At 43.4% G+C, this 17,123-nt stretch carries 8 protein-coding genes; 6 read left to right on the plus strand and 2 right to left on the minus strand.

Annotated features, from left to right (window positions below):
* The first annotated feature begins 200 nt into the window (after positions 1-200).
* The 5 genes from ABD894_RS11785 to ABD894_RS11805 all read left to right on the plus strand — a co-directional run bounded on the left by ABD894_RS11785 (position 201) and on the right by ABD894_RS11805 (position 11,141).
* Complete coding sequence (locus ABD894_RS11785) at positions 201-3,386, plus strand: SusC/RagA family TonB-linked outer membrane protein (RefSeq protein WP_345211233.1); 3,186 nt, start codon at positions 201-203, stop codon at positions 3,384-3,386.
* A 27-nt stretch (positions 3,387-3,413) separates the two neighbouring features.
* On the plus strand, positions 3,414-5,042 hold the full coding sequence (locus tag ABD894_RS11790) for a RagB/SusD family nutrient uptake outer membrane protein (protein ID WP_345211234.1): 1,629 nt from the start codon (positions 3,414-3,416) through the stop codon (positions 5,040-5,042).
* Between the two features lie 150 nt (positions 5,043-5,192).
* Positions 5,193-8,777 (plus strand): VCBS repeat-containing protein, encoded by a 3,585-nt coding sequence (locus ABD894_RS11795; protein ID WP_345211235.1) that lies wholly within the window; start codon positions 5,193-5,195, stop codon positions 8,775-8,777.
* Positions 8,778-8,786: 9 nt separating this feature from the next.
* Positions 8,787-10,109, plus strand: coding sequence for a vanadium-dependent haloperoxidase (locus ABD894_RS11800; RefSeq protein WP_345211236.1), 1,323 nt, complete (start codon positions 8,787-8,789; stop codon positions 10,107-10,109).
* A gap of 30 nt (positions 10,110-10,139) precedes the next feature.
* Positions 10,140-11,141: a glycosyl hydrolase gene (locus tag ABD894_RS11805; protein ID WP_345211237.1), complete on the plus strand. Its 1,002-nt coding sequence runs from the start codon at positions 10,140-10,142 to the stop codon at positions 11,139-11,141.
* A gap of 81 nt (positions 11,142-11,222) precedes the next feature.
* On the opposite strand, the gene ABD894_RS11810 is transcribed toward ABD894_RS11805, so the two are convergent.
* Entirely contained in the window at positions 11,223-12,842 is a 1,620-nt protein-coding gene (locus ABD894_RS11810) for an AGE family epimerase/isomerase (protein ID WP_345211238.1), read from the minus strand.
* A 165-nt stretch (positions 12,843-13,007) separates the two neighbouring features.
* Here ABD894_RS11810 and ABD894_RS11815 point away from each other — a divergent pair, with 165 nt between their 5' ends.
* The gene (locus ABD894_RS11815; protein ID WP_345211239.1) at positions 13,008-15,494 is read left to right on the plus strand and encodes a glycoside hydrolase family 9 protein; all 2,487 of its coding nucleotides are present in this window, start codon (positions 13,008-13,010) and stop codon (positions 15,492-15,494) included.
* A gap of 66 nt (positions 15,495-15,560) precedes the next feature.
* Here the strand turns inward: ABD894_RS11815 and ABD894_RS11820 are convergent, their stop codons facing one another.
* Positions 15,561-16,766, minus strand: coding sequence for an AGE family epimerase/isomerase (locus ABD894_RS11820; protein WP_345211240.1), 1,206 nt, complete (start codon positions 16,764-16,766; stop codon positions 15,561-15,563).
* Positions 16,767-17,123: the final 357 nt, after the last annotated feature.

Consider the following 17,123-nt stretch of genomic DNA (forward strand, 5'->3'; position numbering starts at 1 on the left):
GATTGAAATTTAATAAATCTCATCAAAGATTCCCTTGATATCTGAACAGATCTATTCCTCTCAATTTTTCCGAATTTCAAAAACGATTAAATATTATCTGATTATGATAAATTAATATTAACAATACACTTAAATGTAAAGTAGTTTTGTTAAATCAATATTATAAACGACTCTTTTTAACAAACCTAATTTAAAGTAACATGAAAAGAAATTTACTGTTTATTAAAAACAGTAAGTATCTCAGGATATGCCTGATTTTGATATTTACTGTTTTTACCTTATCACAATCTTTTGCACAAAGTAAAAGAATAACCGGTAAAGTATCTGACGATGGAGGCCCTACCCCAAGCGCAAGTGTGCTGATAAAAGGCACCAACACAGGGGTTACCACTGATGCATCCGGCTCCTATAGTATTAATGCAAGCCCCGATGATGTATTGGTGTTTAGCTTTGTTGGTTATGCTGCCCAAGAAATTACGGTAGGTAACAAAACAACTATCAACGTAAAGCTGGCATCCGACAGTAAATCATTGCAAGAACTTGTGGTAATTGGTTACGGTACCGCAAAACGTAAAGACCTTACCGGTGCCATCAGTTCGGTAACCGCAGATCAAATTGCTAAAGTGCCAGTAGCCTCATTAGACCAGGCATTGCAAGGCCGTTCATCGGGCGTACAGGTAACCAATAATGATGGTACACCCGGCGGCGGCGTAACCGTTTTAATACGTGGTGTGGGTAGTTTGGGTAATAACGACCCGCTGTATGTAATTGACGGCTACCCTACTACCGGCGGCCTCAACAATATCAACCCGAATGATATTGCCTCCATGGACATTTTAAAGGATGCATCGGCCACAGCCATATATGGTGTGCGTGCATCAAACGGTGTGGTGATCATCACTACTAAAAAAGGCCGTAAAGATGGTGTACAAATAGCGTTCGACGCATACGCGTCCATACAATCTGAACCTAAAAAATATAAGGTATTGAACGCGCAAGACTGGGCTACGCTTGCTAACAAAACAGAGGGCTTTACCAAATTGCCCGAATGGAGTAATCCATCGGCATTACGCAGTATTGATTGGCAAGACCTTGTTTACCAAAGCGGCTTAAAACAAAATTACAACCTGGCTATACGCGGCGGTAACGATAAAGTGCAGACAGCTTTTTCTGCCGGATATTACGACCAGAAAGGTATTGTATTACGTTCATTTTTTAAGAGGGTGAACCTTGCCGGTAATATTGATTATAATGCCAAAACATGGCTTAAATCATCAACAAGCTTAAAATTTTCACGACAAGACAGTAAAAATCTGTTTGGTACCGGTTCATCATTATCTACTTTAAGTGAATTGATACCTACCATTGGCGCTAACAAACTTACCAATGAAGCTAAAGACGCTAATGGCAATTATGGTTTTTATGATCCGGTGAACACTTATACCAGAGGCTGGAACAACCCGCTGTATACCATTGAGCAAAATGATGCAAAAAATTTAACAAATTACTTTTTAGGTAATTCATCTTTAGAAGCAACCATTATAGAAGGCCTTAAGGTTAAAACAAACTTTGGTATAAACACTACTGATTACTCCGGTTACTTCTTTACACCTGCAGACAGGCGTTCATTAGATCAATATAATGTTGCAGGCAATAATATACTTGGTTCATACTCACAAACCGCTACCAATACTTACGAATGGTTATGGGAAAATACTGTTTCATACAGCAAAACCTTTGGCCAGCATTCGTTAGATTTTGTAGGTGGTGTTTCACGGCAAAGCATTACATATCGTACAATAAGCGGCAATGGTAACAATTTGCCAAGTAATTCTATGAGAGATCTTGGTCAGGTACAAAACCTTGTGGCAACCGGTGGTCAGCAAACCACTACGCTGGCATCAGAATTTGCACGATTAAGTTACAAATTCACCGACAGATACTTGCTTACCGCTACCATAAGGCGAGACGGTTCTTCTAAATTTTATAAGGGTAACCAATACGGTGTGTTCCCTTCAGCCTCAATTGCCTGGCGTGCAAAGCAAGAATCATTTTTGAAGGATGTTAGCTGGCTATCTGATCTGAAATTCAGGGCCGGTTATGGTGAAGTAGGTAATGAGCGGGGTATAGGATCGTTCCTGTTCCTGGCAAGATATGGTTCGGGCGGACCGGCCACATCTCCTATCAACGTAGGTTATCCGTTCGGCAAAACGTACCAGGGTGGCTTAGCTTATCTTAACCTTGATAACAGAGACCTTACCTGGGAAACCTCAAGACAAACTAATATAGGTATGGATATTGCCTTTTTGAATGGCGACCTTGGCTTAACTGTAGACTATTACAAAAAAGATTCAAAAGACTTTTTACTACCGATACCAACCTCATCTCAAACAGGTACGCTTGTACAGGCACAAAATGCCGGAAGCATCCGTAACCAGGGTTTTGAAGTTGCCCTTAATTATAAGCACAGCATAAAAGATTTTAATTATGGTATAGGTGTAAACATTACTACCGTTAAAAATGAATTATTGAGCATCAATAAAAACACAAACTTTATCACTAATCTGGCAAATTTACCTACAGCAGCCAACGGCTGGACACAGTTTAGCCGCACCAGTATAGGACAGCCTATCGGCGAGTTTTATGGTTATCAGTCGTTAGGTATCTTCCAAACACAAACGCAAATTAATGATCTGGATGCCAAGGCGCCAAGAGGCTATTACCAGGCCGATAAAAAAGGTACTACCCAGCCCGGCGACCGTTATTTCAAAGACGTTAACGGCGACGGACAGATAACCCCTGAAGACAGGGTAAGTTTGGGTAGCCCGATACCTAAGTTCTATGGTGGCTTAAACCTCGACCTTTCATACAAATCGTTTGATTTTAACGCTTTCTTTTACGGCAGTTACGGTAATAAAATATTTAACTATCAGGCCCGTAACCTCGAAAGCTTTCAGGCACCCGGTTTTGTGGGTGTACAAAACGTAAGCCAGGAATACTATGAAAATGCGTGGACTGCGGAAAATCATTCAAACCGTTTTGCAAGGGTAACTTACAATGATGACATCACGGCCAACAACGTAGCATCAAGTGTATATGTTGAAAATGGCAGTTACTTACGTTTACGTAATGTTACTTTAGGTTATACGCTGCCATCGGCATTAGCAAATAAACTAACTTTAAGTAAGGTGAGGTTGTACATAGCCGCACAAAACCTGTTCACTATTACCAAATACACAGGGCTCGATCCTGAAATTGGCCAGCCAACCGGGACAGATCCTAACAACTCTGCTCTTAGCGTTAGCTCTCCCACAGCATCGGGAGTTGATGTGGGCACTTACCCGTCGTCAAAATTTTATACCATAGGCTTAAATGTAACATTTTAAATAATATTTAAAATAACAGGATAACAAATGAAAATTACCAAATACATATATATACTATCAGTAGGACTGGTAGTGTTTCTCCCGCTAAGTTGTAAGAAAGGGTTTCTGGATCAGCTTGATTCATCAAATCCTACCGAAGAGGTTTTGTTTGATAAAGCATCAGATGGGGTAGCACTTGTAAACGCTATTTATGATACCTACCAAAGCTCGGATCTTTTAAAGAAATCGCTGTGGTATTATGCCAACTTTCAAACACACGATTTTGAAAACTGGGGTAACGACAGGTTTTATAATACCTACGCTATTCCTTCAAATTTTGGCGCTATACAGGTATTTTGGCAACGTGCTTATATCGGCATTGCCCGCGCCAACTCGGCCTTACCCATTATAGCCAAAATGAAGGATAATGGCATATTAACCCCGGAGCTTGCCAACCGTTTAACCGGTGAAATTTACTTTTTACGTGGTATTACCTATTATTACCTTGCAGCAAGCTTTGGTGGTGTACCATTAGAACTTACCACCGGCGCAAATGACGGATTAAGGCCACGCAACAGCCAGGATGAGGTTTTTGCACAGGTAGAAACAGATTTGAAAGCCGCTGCGGATTTATTACCCTGGAAAGAGGGTTATGACGCAGCAAACCTTGGCCGTGCTACAAAAGGAGCCGCTTTAGGTTATTTAGGCGCAGCGCAAATGTGGCTCAAAAAGTATCCTGAAGCATTGGCTACCTATAACCAACTTACCGGCAAGTACACACTGATATCTGATTTTATTAAAATACATGAATACGATAATCAAAACAACCCCGAATCGTTATTTGAAGTTCAGTTTGTAGTTGCCGGTACCCAAAGCTGGGGAGGCGGTAATGAGGTAGCCTGGATAGGCTCGTTCGGTATGCCCGAGGAAGTATCAAACTTTGGTTATGATTATGCAAATAAAGAACTGTATACAGGTTATCAGGAAGGCGACCTGCGCAAAGTAGCCACTGTTATTGGCCCCGGTGATGAAAACCCAAGCCCGGGCATTATTGCCAATGGCGGTATAAAAGCCTATCCGCTGGTTATTGCAGGTTTCAACAGAAAAGACAAAAACGGAAATCCAGATCCGGATCCGCGTTATGTTGGAATTGATGGTAAGATCATCAATACTTGCGGCACAGTGACCAAACCATGGATCGGCAGCGATCCATCACAATTAAGAACAGGGTATTACAACGAAAAAATGTGGCGCGATCCAAGCCTTACCGGTAACTCGGGCGATGGTATCATTTTCGGCGCGCAAAACCAGATCTTGTTAAGGTATGCCGAAGTTTTAATAAGCAAAGCCGAATGCCAGGCCCGTACAGGTGATGCTTCCGGCGCTTTAGCAACCCTGAAAATTGTACGCGACCGTGCTTTTGGCGGCAGTGCCCCTGCTGTTTTCATGAGCGAAGGCAAAGTAGTAACAGATCCATTGCAAATGGTTTATCATGAATACAGGCACGAACTTTCGGCTGAGTATTCTACCTTTTACGATCTTCGCCGTGCCGGTGTGGCAACTGCATTTGTTAAAGAGGTTTACGGAGTAACTATACCTACAGGCCGTGAGGTATATCCTATTCCGCAAAACGAAATAGGGCTCAACCCGAACCTTACACAAAACCCGGGCTATTAAATATTTTTTGGTGATAACATGAAAGGCTTTCTCCTTAACGGGAGGAGCCTTTTTTTGCTGACAACTAAAAATGCGCTGAATATCAGTTGTTAAATTTGTAATATTATATCATAACCGCGCATTACGGATTACTCCCAATTATACCTAACGATGAAGAAATTTCACATTGTCGCACTTATATTGTGTTTTTTAGGTTTGTACTCGTGCAAAAAAAAGCAGCCTACGCTTTTCGAGGCAATCCCCTCTTCGTATTCGGGTATAACTTTTAGTAATGACATCATAGAAACCGACTCCATCAATCCATTGGATATTGTTAACATATACAATGGCGGCGGCGTGGGTATTGGCGATTTTAATAACGACGGCCTGCAAGATATTTATTTTACCGGCAATATGGTACCAAACCGGCTGTACCTTAACCGGGGCAATTTTAAGTTTGAAGATGTAACCAAAACAGCGCAGGTAGATGGCATGGGCCGTTGGGGACGCGGCGTGTCAGTTATTGATATTAATAATGATGGACTGCTTGATATTTACGTGTGCAATACCATTTATGCCGATTCCGCACGGCGCGCTAACTTGTTGTATATTAACCAGGGGAAGAACAATAAAGGGATCCCCATATTTAAGGAAATGGCCGTAGCTTATGGGCTTGATGTAAAAGAGCAATCAACCATGGGCAGCTTTTTTGATTACGATAACGATGGTGACCTTGATATGTACCTCACCGTTAACACCGCCACCGCAAGTTACAACCCCGGTATTTTCGGCAAAACCAACACCGCTCCCACACATAGCAGGGGCAGATTGTTCCGTAACGATTGGGATGCCCGGTTGCAGCATACCGTATTTCTTGATGTTTCGGCAGCGGCCGGTATCAACCTGGATGGCTACGGGCATGGCGCAACTACGGTTGATATCAACAACGATGGCTGGAAGGATATTTATGTATCCGACGATTTTATATCGAGCAATATTCTGTACATCAATAATCACGATGGTACTTTTACCAATCGCGCTAAAGAGTACTTTAAACACACCTCCTATAATTCTATGGGGCAGGATATTATCGACATTAATAACGATGGTTTGGCCGATGTAATAGAACTGGATATGAACCCTGAAGATAATTTCCGTAAGAAGATGATGCTTGGGCCATCCACTTATCAAACCTATCAAAATTTTGACTATTACGGCTACCAGTATCAGTATGTGCGCAATACGTTACAGCTAAATCAAGGTCCGCGTGTTGGGCAGCAAGGCAAAATTGGCAGCCCCGCGTTTAGCGAAATTGGGTTTATGAGCGGTATATCACAAACCGATTGGAGCTGGACTCCCCTTGTGGCCGATTTTAATAATGATGGCTATCGCGATATTGTAGTAACCAATGGTTTCCCGAAAGATGTTTCAGATCACGATTTTATGACCTATCGCCAGCAGGCCTATGCCGTTACCTCGAAAGACAAAATGCTGGAGCAAATTCCACAGATAAAGCTGCATAACTACGCGTTTTTAAATAACGGCGATCTCACTTTTGCCGATGTAAGTAAAAGCTGGGGACTGGATGTAAAAAACTTTTCGAGCGGAGCGGTTTATGTTGATCTGGATAACGATGGCGCGCTGGATATGGTGGTGAGCAATATAAATGACGAGGCATCCGTTTACCGCAACACATCGCGCGATGATACAACCAGGTTAAATAATCTGCACTACCTTAAACTAAAGTTTTACGGCAACAAGAACAATGTACATGGCCTTGGCGCTATTGCCGAAATATATTATGACAAAGGCAAAAAACAGGTGGCCGAAAACAACACTTACCGGGGCTACCTTTCATCAATGGAAAACGTGGCTCATTTCGGTTTGGGAAAGGTTAGTTTGATCGACTCTATTATTGTTAAATGGCCCGGCAATAAAAAACAAAAACTCACCAACATAAAAGCAGATGCCGAAATAACGGTAAGGCAAACTAACGCTACCGAGAATTACTCATTAGATGTGCCTCAATACGCGGCGAATGCCCTGTTTAAAGAAGTTACCGATTCTTTGGGTGTGGATGTGGTAAATAACGATCCTGATTTTATCGACTTTAATATTCAAAAACTATTACCCCATAAGCTATCAGAATATACACCTGCATTAGCTGTTGGTGATATTGATAGAAACGGCTTTGACGATGTGGTAATAGGCGGCAGTGCATTTAAACCAATGCAAATGCTGTTACAGCAGGCCAACGGAAAGTTCATTAAGAAAAATCTGTTTGCTATAGGTACCGATATGACAAAAGATTTTAAAGATGCCGGGCTGTTGCTTTTTGATGCCGATGGTGATGGCGACCTCGACTTGTATGCTGCCAGTGGCGGTTATCATGCTGAACCCGGCAGCGCGGTATATCAGGACAGGTTATATGTCAATGATGGCAAGGGTAACTTTACCTTAACTACCAATGCACTGCCGGTTAACAGCACCAGCAAACTTTGCGTAAGGGCATGTGATTACAACGGCGATGGCAAGCTCGATCTGTTTGTATCGGGCCGGGTTGATCCGTGGAATTACCCTAAGCCTGTTTCGAGTTTTATTTTGCGGAACGACAGCCAAAATGGACTGATTAAGTTTACTGATGTTACGGCAACTGTCGCCCCGGCTTTAAAGAATATAGGGATGGTGTGCGACGCGCTGTTCACCGATTTTGATAACGATAACCATCCCGACCTGATACTGGCCGGCGAATGGATGCCCGTTACCTTTATGCGTTATAATAAAGGCAAATTTGAAAATGTCACTCCAAATACCGGTGTGGGCGATAAATCGGGATGGTGGAACACCATTATCGCTGGCGATTTCAGGCATACCGGCCGTATGGATTATGTAGTGGGTAACGTTGGCTTGAACACTATTTACCAGGCCAGCGATAAATACCCTGTAGGCATTATAGCTAAAGATTTTGATAAGAACGGTGGTTTCGCGGCTATTCCGTCAATATACTTTCCTGATGCTAATGGGGAACGAAAGGAATTTCCGGCAATAGGTCGCGACGATATTTTAAAGCAAATGATCAGCTTTAAAAAGAAGTACACCAACTATAAGTCATACGCCGAGGCTACTATGGACGATATCCTATCGCCCGAACAAAAAGAAGGAGCTTTAAAATTGAAAGCGAACATGCTCCAATCGTGCTATCTGCGTAACGAGGGCAATGGCAAATTCACCATGATACCGCTGCCTAAACAGGCCCAAGTTTCCATCCTTAACGGCATGGTTGCTGATGATTTTGATGGCGACGGCAACCTCGATGTGGCCATAAATGGAAATGATTATGGCACCGATGTATCAACCGGGCGATATGACGCATTGAACGGCCTAATGCTAAAGGGCGATGGCAAAGGCAACTTTAAACCATTATCGATATTAGAGAGCGGCATTTATCTGCCCTGCAATGGTAAGGCGCTTGTTAAGCTGCAAAACAACAAAGGAGGTTATATGCTGGCAGCCAGCCAAAACCGTGGAAAACTGCAAGTAATGCAATTAAAACAAGCGAACAGAAATATTAAAACCGAGCCGTTTGATATAGTTGCCACCCTTAAACTAAGCAATGGCAAAACACAAAAGCAGGAACTTTATTACGGCTCATCGTTCCTGTCGCAATCGGGTAGATTTTTGAGTGTGGGCGCAAATGTGGTTGGTGTAGCTATAGTTAACAGTAAGGGCCAAACGCGGGCTGTCAACCTAAAATAATATGCTATTATGAAGAAATTTTTTATTCCGCTGCTTATACTTATTGCTTGTTATACAGCTTGTCAAAATAAAAAAACGGGTAATATTAAGGATATTAATGATGCTGATGTGCTGCACCAAAACGAGGATAAACTAACGCAGCTCATTATCTATGATGTATTTACCCCTCCGGTTGCAAGCCGCATTTATGCTTATGCATCGTTAGCGTCGTACGAGGCGGTTCGGTTCGGGCAACCCGGCTATGAATCTTTAACGGCGCAATTAAAAGGCTTTGATGCCATGCCCCAACCCGAAAAAGATAAAACATACAATTTTACACTGGCCGCCACGCAGGCATTTTTTACGGTAGCCCGTAAGGTAACTTTCTCGGTAGATTCTTTAAAAGCTTATGAGGATGGTCTGCATGCACGTTTTAAAAACGCGCTGGATGATTCTACTTATGCGTGGTCGGTTGCTTTTGGTAATAAGATCGCTAAAACTATCATCAAACGATTGGTGACGGATAACTATTTGCAAACGCGAGGCAAGCCCCGGTTTTTGGGCAGTAACGCGCCCGGTAAATGGCACCCCACCCCGCCCGATTACTTAGATGGTGTGGAGTATTGCTGGGGTACTATGAAAACTTTCGCGCTCGATTCATCAAACCGGATCTCTATCCCACCGCCTCCGCCTTACAGCCAAGACAAAAACAGTGATTATTACAAGCAAAACGTTGCCGTTTACGAGCAAAGTAAAAACCTTACCGACGAGCAGAAGGACATTGCCCGCTATTGGGACGATAACCCTTTTGTTTTAGAACATGCCGGTCACCTCACATTTGCCAATAAAAAAATAACACCTGGCGGCCATTGGATAGGAATTACCGCCATTGCCTGTAAAGAAACCCATGCCGACGCGGTGAAAACAGCACAGGCTTATGCCCTTACGGCAGTGAGCATGTTTGATGCCTTTGTTTGCTGCTGGAACACCAAGTACGAAACCAATTACATACGTCCCGTAAGTGTTATTAATGATAAAATAGACCCAACCTGGACATCGCGCCTGCAAACCCCGCCCTTCCCGGAGTATCCGAGCGGGCATAGCACCATTACACGCGCGGCGGCGGTAATGTTAACTCATTTATTCGGCGATAACTTCGCTTTTCAGGATACCAGCGACCTGCGCTATATAGGTATGAAACGCGATTTTAAATCATTTGTACAAGCAGCGGACGAAGCCTCGATAAGTCGTTTTTACGGCGGTATCCATTATAAGAACAGTGTTGAACAGGGCGCTTTACAGGGTAAAAAGGTGAGCGACTATATCATCAGTCAGTTAAAGATAAAAAAGTAAGAACCATACAGGGAACAAACTAAAAACATCATGAAAATCAAACTTACACTACTCGCGTTATGCGCGGGGCTGGGAGCCTTTGCGCAAAAACAATTTGAACCGGTTAATCCAAACACCACTCCGGAAGCACGTAAATTGCTCACCTACATCTACAGCATTAAAGGGAAACACCTTATTTCGGGGCAGCATAATTATAATCACGAATCTGAAAAGTTTATTGATAGCGTTAAAGCTATCACGGGTAAAAAGCCCGCGTTGTGGGGCAGCGATTTTATTTGGAACGGCACCAAAGATCCGGGGCAGGATATTGTTACCGAAGCGATAAAAAAATACGGTGAAGGATATATTATTTGCCTGATGTGGCATCAGGGGCGCCCAAGTGATAACCCACCTTACGGATGGAAAGAAAGTGTGCAGGCAAAACTCACATCCGAACAATGGAAAGAATTGATAACCCCTAATACCGAACTTAATAAGCGATGGTTGGCACAGATAGACCAGGTTGCTCTATGGTTGAAAAAACTACAGGACGCGCATGTACCCGTTTTATGGCGCCCTTACCATGAAATGAATGGTGTTTGGTTTTGGTGGGGCGATAAAAAAGGCCCGGACGGCATAGTCAAATTATGGAAAATGATGTACGAGCGCTATACTAACTATCACAAGCTAAACAATCTGATATGGGTTTGGGGCGCGAATGGGCCACGCGATTTGCCGGAGGATGAAGCATTCCCTTATAAGCACTATTACCCCGGCGCTAAATATGTTGACATTTTGGGCACCGATATTTATAATGCCGATTATGAGCAAAAGGATTATAACGAATTGCTGGCACTCGCCAACGGCAAACCCATAGCCTTAACCGAAGTAGGCGAACTACCTAAAGCGACCATACTAAAAGCCCAACCCGAGTGGACCTGGTTTATGGTATGGACCAGCTGGCTATGGACTCATAACACCCACGAACTGGTAAAAGAAGTGTATTCCAACCCCAAAACACTGTCATTAGGCGAAGCGCCTGCTTACAAATAGACATCCGAAGAAATAATCATATAAAACCATAAAGGCCGCACAGTAAAATATCGCGGCCTTTATGGTTTTATTTTTTTTAAATCAACGAATTGCGGCAGAGCTCTTAGCAGATGTATTGCCCTGCAAATCCACAGCTTGTATGGTGTATATGGCGTTCTTTTGTATTAATGGAGATTCAACTGTAAATGTTGTTAAAGGGGTATAACCTATACGTTTGCCGTTGCTGTAAATATTGTAACCCATAAACTGGCGGTTATCTGTTGAGGCAAGCCATGTAAGTTGAATACCAGATCGGTGAGTTTTTAGTTTTACATTTTTGGGCACAGAGGGTGCTTGTCCGTCAGGATCGAGCCTTAATACACAATTCATCAGCGCACGGAAGTTGTGATAGGTGCCTTTCCAGATCTGCCCTTTTAAAGCCATTTTATATTCGGGATCTTTATCTATCCCTCCCTGGTACCAATCGCCATTCTCATGATCTATCAGGTAAGTTTGCACGTAGCCCCACAGCTGTTTAAATTTGGCATAATATTGCATGCTATCCTTCGGGAAATGATCAGACATAAGCAGCAAGGCATTCAATCCTTCGGCCTGTGCCCACCAGTTTTTGCCATCCTTTATGATGGTAATGCCCGGTTTGTTTTTGTAATAATAGCCTTCATCATAAAAACCTCCTGTCTTATTATCCCAGCCATTCTTTAAGGCGTGGTCAACCATTCGTTTTGCAACCTTCATGGTTACGGTATCATTATGTATCTCTAAAACGTGCGAAGCTTCCAGCATCAGGTAAGCGGTTTCTACATCGTGGCCAAAAGATACATGGTCGAGGTAACGGTGTTTAAGTATGCTTTCATCCGTTGAATCCCTGGTAGAAACATGCGTCCAGTCGGGTTGAAAGAACAAATTGAGATAACCTTTCGGTGTAGTGATCTTATCGCGTATTAAAAATAACAGTTCGTGTAGGCGTTCTTTCAGCAGGCTATCGGGCCAAACCGTGTACAATTCGGTAAAAGCCTCCAGCAAATGGATGGAGGTATTTTGATCCTTATACCCCCTGTCGGATGTGGAAGCGAAAGCGGCCGTTCTTTTAACCGGCGTGCCATCGGCTTCAATATGCTGGTAGTAGCCTTTATAAACCGGGTCGTGACTGTGTTTTTCGAGCCACCAAAAAGCTTGTTTGGCAAAATTCAGTACAGCGGTATCACCGGTTGCCTGATAATTTGCAGCCAAAGAATATATAGCGAATGAGTTGCCATAAGCCTCTTTTGCCGCGAATGAAGGCGTATTGATGACTTCGCCCTCGCGCGTAACAAGGGTATAAAAGCCACCGTTGGTTTTATCCCACATCTTCTCTTTTAAAAACGCTATACCATGTTTTGCATCCGCCTTAAAATAAGCCACCTGAGGGTACATTAATGACGCCTTTGAATTTGACCAAACGTGCCGGGCCTGGGTAACGATCATCTTCTCCTGGTTTTCAGCCTGCTGAAAGTTGTACGTAAACGCGCTTAAAAAGCCGCCATGCAATGTATCCACAGCTTTAGGGTACCATTTATCAAGTAACTCTACCCTTGCAGATCGGTTCATTTCACCGGCAATTTTTAAGTGTTCGGTTTGCGCGTAGGTATTAGCCGACCATAGTAACGTGGCCGCAGTTGCACCGCTGCATACTAAGCGGCGCGTTAAACAGGTACTCCTCATTGGTTAATAATTTATCAGCTTAAAAATAAGCGGTACAGGCAGTGATTGCGGCATAACGTCAAGAAACAATAAGCATTTGTTAAAATACCATTATAAGCGAGCTTACGGTTCGGGGTATCTTTATTTATCCTGCCTGCGAGGTAAAACCTTTAAAACAACATCTTGATGCGATCATTATTAAACCTATTAATTTTTGCGGCCATTACGGGCTGTGCTACCGCTACTTTTGCCCAGCAGCCCAAAGCCATCACTTTAAACAAACAGGAATACTTGGAATACGGCGGCGTAAATGTAATGCTGGCCCATGATTTTTATCCCGAAGGGCACCAGGGCGGTGTAGGCATTATACAGAACGGCCAGCGGGTTGCCACCAATGGCGATCTTCGCCTCGAACCTACGCCGGGGCAGTGGTCGCCCATACCTAAAGTTGGCAAACGGGTGGTTAACCCGGCTACGCAGGAGGTAAGCGTACGGATGGAATACCCGAACCCGGAAATAAACCGCAAAGGCTTTAACCCCATCATTTACCCCGATCTTAACTTTGCGTATACCATACGCGTAAGGCCGGCGGGTAAGGCTTTTAAAATAATTGTTGATTTGGATAAGCCCCTGCCCGATTCATGGATTGGCAAGGTCGGTTTCAATTTCGAGCTATTCCCTGGCATATTGTTCGGCAAATCATATTATATGGATAGCAAGCCGGGCATATTTCCGCAGCAGGCTAACGGACAAATGTATAAGGATGCCGATGGTGAAACGCAGGTGATGCCTATGGCGAAGGGTAAAACGCTTGCCATTGCGCCAGAACAAGCCATGCAGCGTATGCTGATCCAAAACCTATCGGGCGGAGATCTTGAACTGCTTGACGGGCGTGGCAAGCATAACAACGGCTGGTTTGTGGTACGGTCACTGGTGGCTAAAGGCGCCACCAAAAACGCTATTGAATGGCTGGTTACACCAAACGCTGTAGAAGGATGGAAATCAGATCCGGTAATTCAGGTTTCGCAGGTTGGTTATCATCCCCTGCAACAAAAAATAGCGGTGATAGAGCTGGATAAACACGACCTGAAAACCGCGCCGGTATCATTACTGCGCATTGCTGAAAAAGGCGGCTACGAGCCTGTTACCACCCAAGCGGCTACTACCTGGGGTAATTTTTTACGGTACCGATACCTTCAGCTTGATTTTAGCAAGATAAGCCGGCCGGGCATGTATGTAGTGCGATATGGTAAATATCAATCTAATCCGTTTGCTATTACAGCCGATGTATATAAAGAAAATGTATGGCAGCCAACGCTCGATTACTTTTTGCCCGCGCAAATGTGCCACATGCGCGTGAACGACAAATACCGGGTATGGCATGGCGTGTGCCACTTAGATGATGCCCGCATGGCTCCGCTTGATTCCAACCACTTTGATGGTTATATACAAGGCAACTCAACCCTTACCAAATTTAAACCCGGCGATAATGTACCTATGCTGAACCGTGGTGCCTGGCATGATGCGGGTGACTTTGACCTGCGGGTTGAATCGCAAGCGGAAACAGTGTATGGGTTGACATTGGCTTACGAAGAGTTTGGCGAGAAGCATGATAATACCTCCATCAACCAGCAAACCTTAATTACCGAAATACACGAGCCCGATAATAAACCCGACCTGTTACAGCAAATTGAGCATGGCCTGCTTTCCATAACGGGTGGCTACAAGGCTATGGGGCGCTTTTACCGTGGCATTATTGAACCTACCATAAGGCAGTATGTTTTATTGGGCGACGCGGCCAACCTGACTGACAACGTGCCTTTCAATGCATCAAAACCCATTACTACTGTAGCAGGCACCAATGCCTGGGCCGATGATCGTTGGGTATTTACCGAAAACAACCCTACCCGCGAATTAGAAACCGCAGCAGCATTAGCAGCGGCCGGCAGGGCAATGCAGGGTTACAACGATACCCTCGCAAACCAATGCCTGCAAATAGCCAAACAGGTTTGGGAACAAACAACAGGCGAAAAACAGGTATCGCAGCGAATACATTTAGCCACGGAACTATTTTTAACCACTAAGGATAAAATATATGCCGACTACCTTACCGCCAAAACGCAGGATATTGTTAATGATATTGACAATACCGGCTGGTTTGTTGGCCGTACTTTAAAAGTTATTCAAAACCCCGCTTATAAAACTGCAATTACCGACGCGGTAAAAAAGCTGTATACCAACATACGGCAGCAGGGCAAAAAAACGCCTTATGGTGTACCATATGAACCCAATATTTGGGGTGCCGGCTGGGGGATACAAAACTTTGGTTTCAGACAGTACTTTCTGCATACCTACTTCTCTGATATTGTACCGGCCGATTATATGCTGGATGCGCTCAACTTTGTTTTGGGCTGCCATCCGGGTTCAAATACATCGTCATTCGTATCGGGGGTTGGTTCGCAATCAATGACTACGGCTTATGGCTTTAACCGTGCCGATTGGTCGTACATACCAGGGGGAAGTGCTTCGGGTACGGCATTGATCCGCCCGGATTTTCCTGAATTGCTGAGATGGCCTTTCCTGTGGCAACAAGGCGAATATGTATTAGGCGGAGGCACTACTGATTACCTTTTCCTGGCCATGGCGGCAGACCATGTGTTAAATAAGAAATAACAGAAAGCGTTGATATGAAAGAGGCAAGGTTATCAAAAGATAGCTTTGCCTCTTTACGTGATCGCTCTATACAGCCTGGCTTATCCTGTTAATAATTTCAATGCAGGCCCTGCTGTTGTGATAAGGGCATTTCCATATACCTACCTTGTCCTCACCCGGCATCAGTTTACCATCGGCTGTAATACCCCATACCCACTCTCCTTTCTCTATGTCCAGTATATGCTGTTTAACAAAATGCCATACCTGTGTAGATAGTTCGGCATATTTAACATCGCTACTCACCTGCCAGGCGTTATAAAACCCTACCATAGCCTCGGCTTGTACCCACCAGTGCTTTTCCTTTACCAGTCCGTGTTTGTCGGCATCGTATTCGTACCATAACCCATGGTCGTTGTCAAGCCCTTCCAGCGTTGCATCGGCCATTACAATCGCTAACTTTTTAAATACAGTTATTAATTCTTCATCGCCAATAATTTCCGCGGCCTCAAGCAATAACCATGAAGCTTCAATATCATGCCCGTACGAAATGATATTGAGGCTCTTATTCCAACCTTCATCAAAAAACAATGATAAATGACCTGTTTGCTTATCAATAAAATGATCTGTAAAATTATTCAGTAAGGTTTGTACCTGCGTTTTCAGCCCTGCATCGGGCCATATACGATACAGGTTGCCGTAAGCTTCTAACACATGCAGGTGGGTGTTCATGGTCTTTTTCTCATTTGCATCCTTAGCGCTCAGGCGCAGATCATCAATAGATTGCCAATCTCGCGTAAATGCTTCGAGGTAACCGGTATGCTCTATGTCGTAACTCTTTTCAACCAGTATTTTATATAGGTCGATAGCTTCCTGTTTCGCTCTTTCATTTGTCGACGCCTTGTAGTACTCGCTGAACGCGTATATTACAAATGCCGTAGCGTATACCTGTTTCTTGGTATCGAGAGGTACGCCGTTATGATCCACCATCCAATAAACACCACCGTATTGCTCATCTATAAATTTTGATACCAAGTAATCAAAAGTGCGGCTTGCCATGGCAAGGTAATCGGTATTGCCATTAAGGTTATAAGCGGCAGAAAAAGCCCACAACACACGGGCGTGCAAAACAGCGCCTTTGGGTGCTTCAGGGAATATATTGTTCTCATGATCTATCCGCCCGATGATACCACCATTCACATCATCTTGGGTATAACGTAGCCAGTAATCGAGTATACGGTTAAGCTCGGAACTTACTTCGGTTTTGTACAGGTTGAAATGTTGCTGTGCTGACAAGGTTAAATTATTAAAGCTTTTAATACCAAACTTTTAGATGATACCAAAACTACGATGCCAAAGAGGTTTACATTAATACTATTTTATCAATTATTTATACTAAACATCTGTTACTGCTCAATTTATGGTAGAATGTTTTTATTTAGATAATAATTATAAACTATTACCGTAGCGCATTGCTAATAACTGTAATTCGATTTTTTTAAATTTCAAACTTTTTCATCATTTTTAAAAAGAAGTAATTACTTTAATATCAATTTTAATAAGAATAAAATTCGCCTAATGATTCCGGAGGCAAATCATCCGGATGCCGATACCTGATTAACTATATTTTAAACCTGATTAGAATGACGTTTC

Origin of the sequence: Mucilaginibacter gynuensis, assembly GCF_039541195.1 — a bacterium.
Classification (GTDB): Bacteria; Bacteroidota; Bacteroidia; order Sphingobacteriales; family Sphingobacteriaceae; genus Mucilaginibacter; species Mucilaginibacter gynuensis.

Bases quoted from the DNA above. Each gene is read 5' to 3' on its own strand.
- ABD894_RS11785 (WP_345211233.1), top strand. From the start codon at position 201: ATGAAAAGAAATTTACTGTTTATTAAAAACAGTAAGTATCTCAGGATA.
- ABD894_RS11790 (WP_345211234.1), top strand. From the start codon at position 3,414: ATGAAAATTACCAAATACATATATATACTATCAGTAGGACTGGTAGTG.
- ABD894_RS11795 (WP_345211235.1), top strand. From the start codon at position 5,193: ATGAAGAAATTTCACATTGTCGCACTTATATTGTGTTTTTTAGGTTTG.
- ABD894_RS11800 (WP_345211236.1), top strand. From the start codon at position 8,787: ATGAAGAAATTTTTTATTCCGCTGCTTATACTTATTGCTTGTTATACA.
- ABD894_RS11805 (WP_345211237.1), top strand. From the start codon at position 10,140: ATGAAAATCAAACTTACACTACTCGCGTTATGCGCGGGGCTGGGAGCC.
- ABD894_RS11810 (WP_345211238.1), bottom strand. From the start codon at position 12,842: ATGAGGAGTACCTGTTTAACGCGCCGCTTAGTATGCAGCGGTGCAACT.
- ABD894_RS11815 (WP_345211239.1), top strand. From the start codon at position 13,008: ATGCGATCATTATTAAACCTATTAATTTTTGCGGCCATTACGGGCTGT.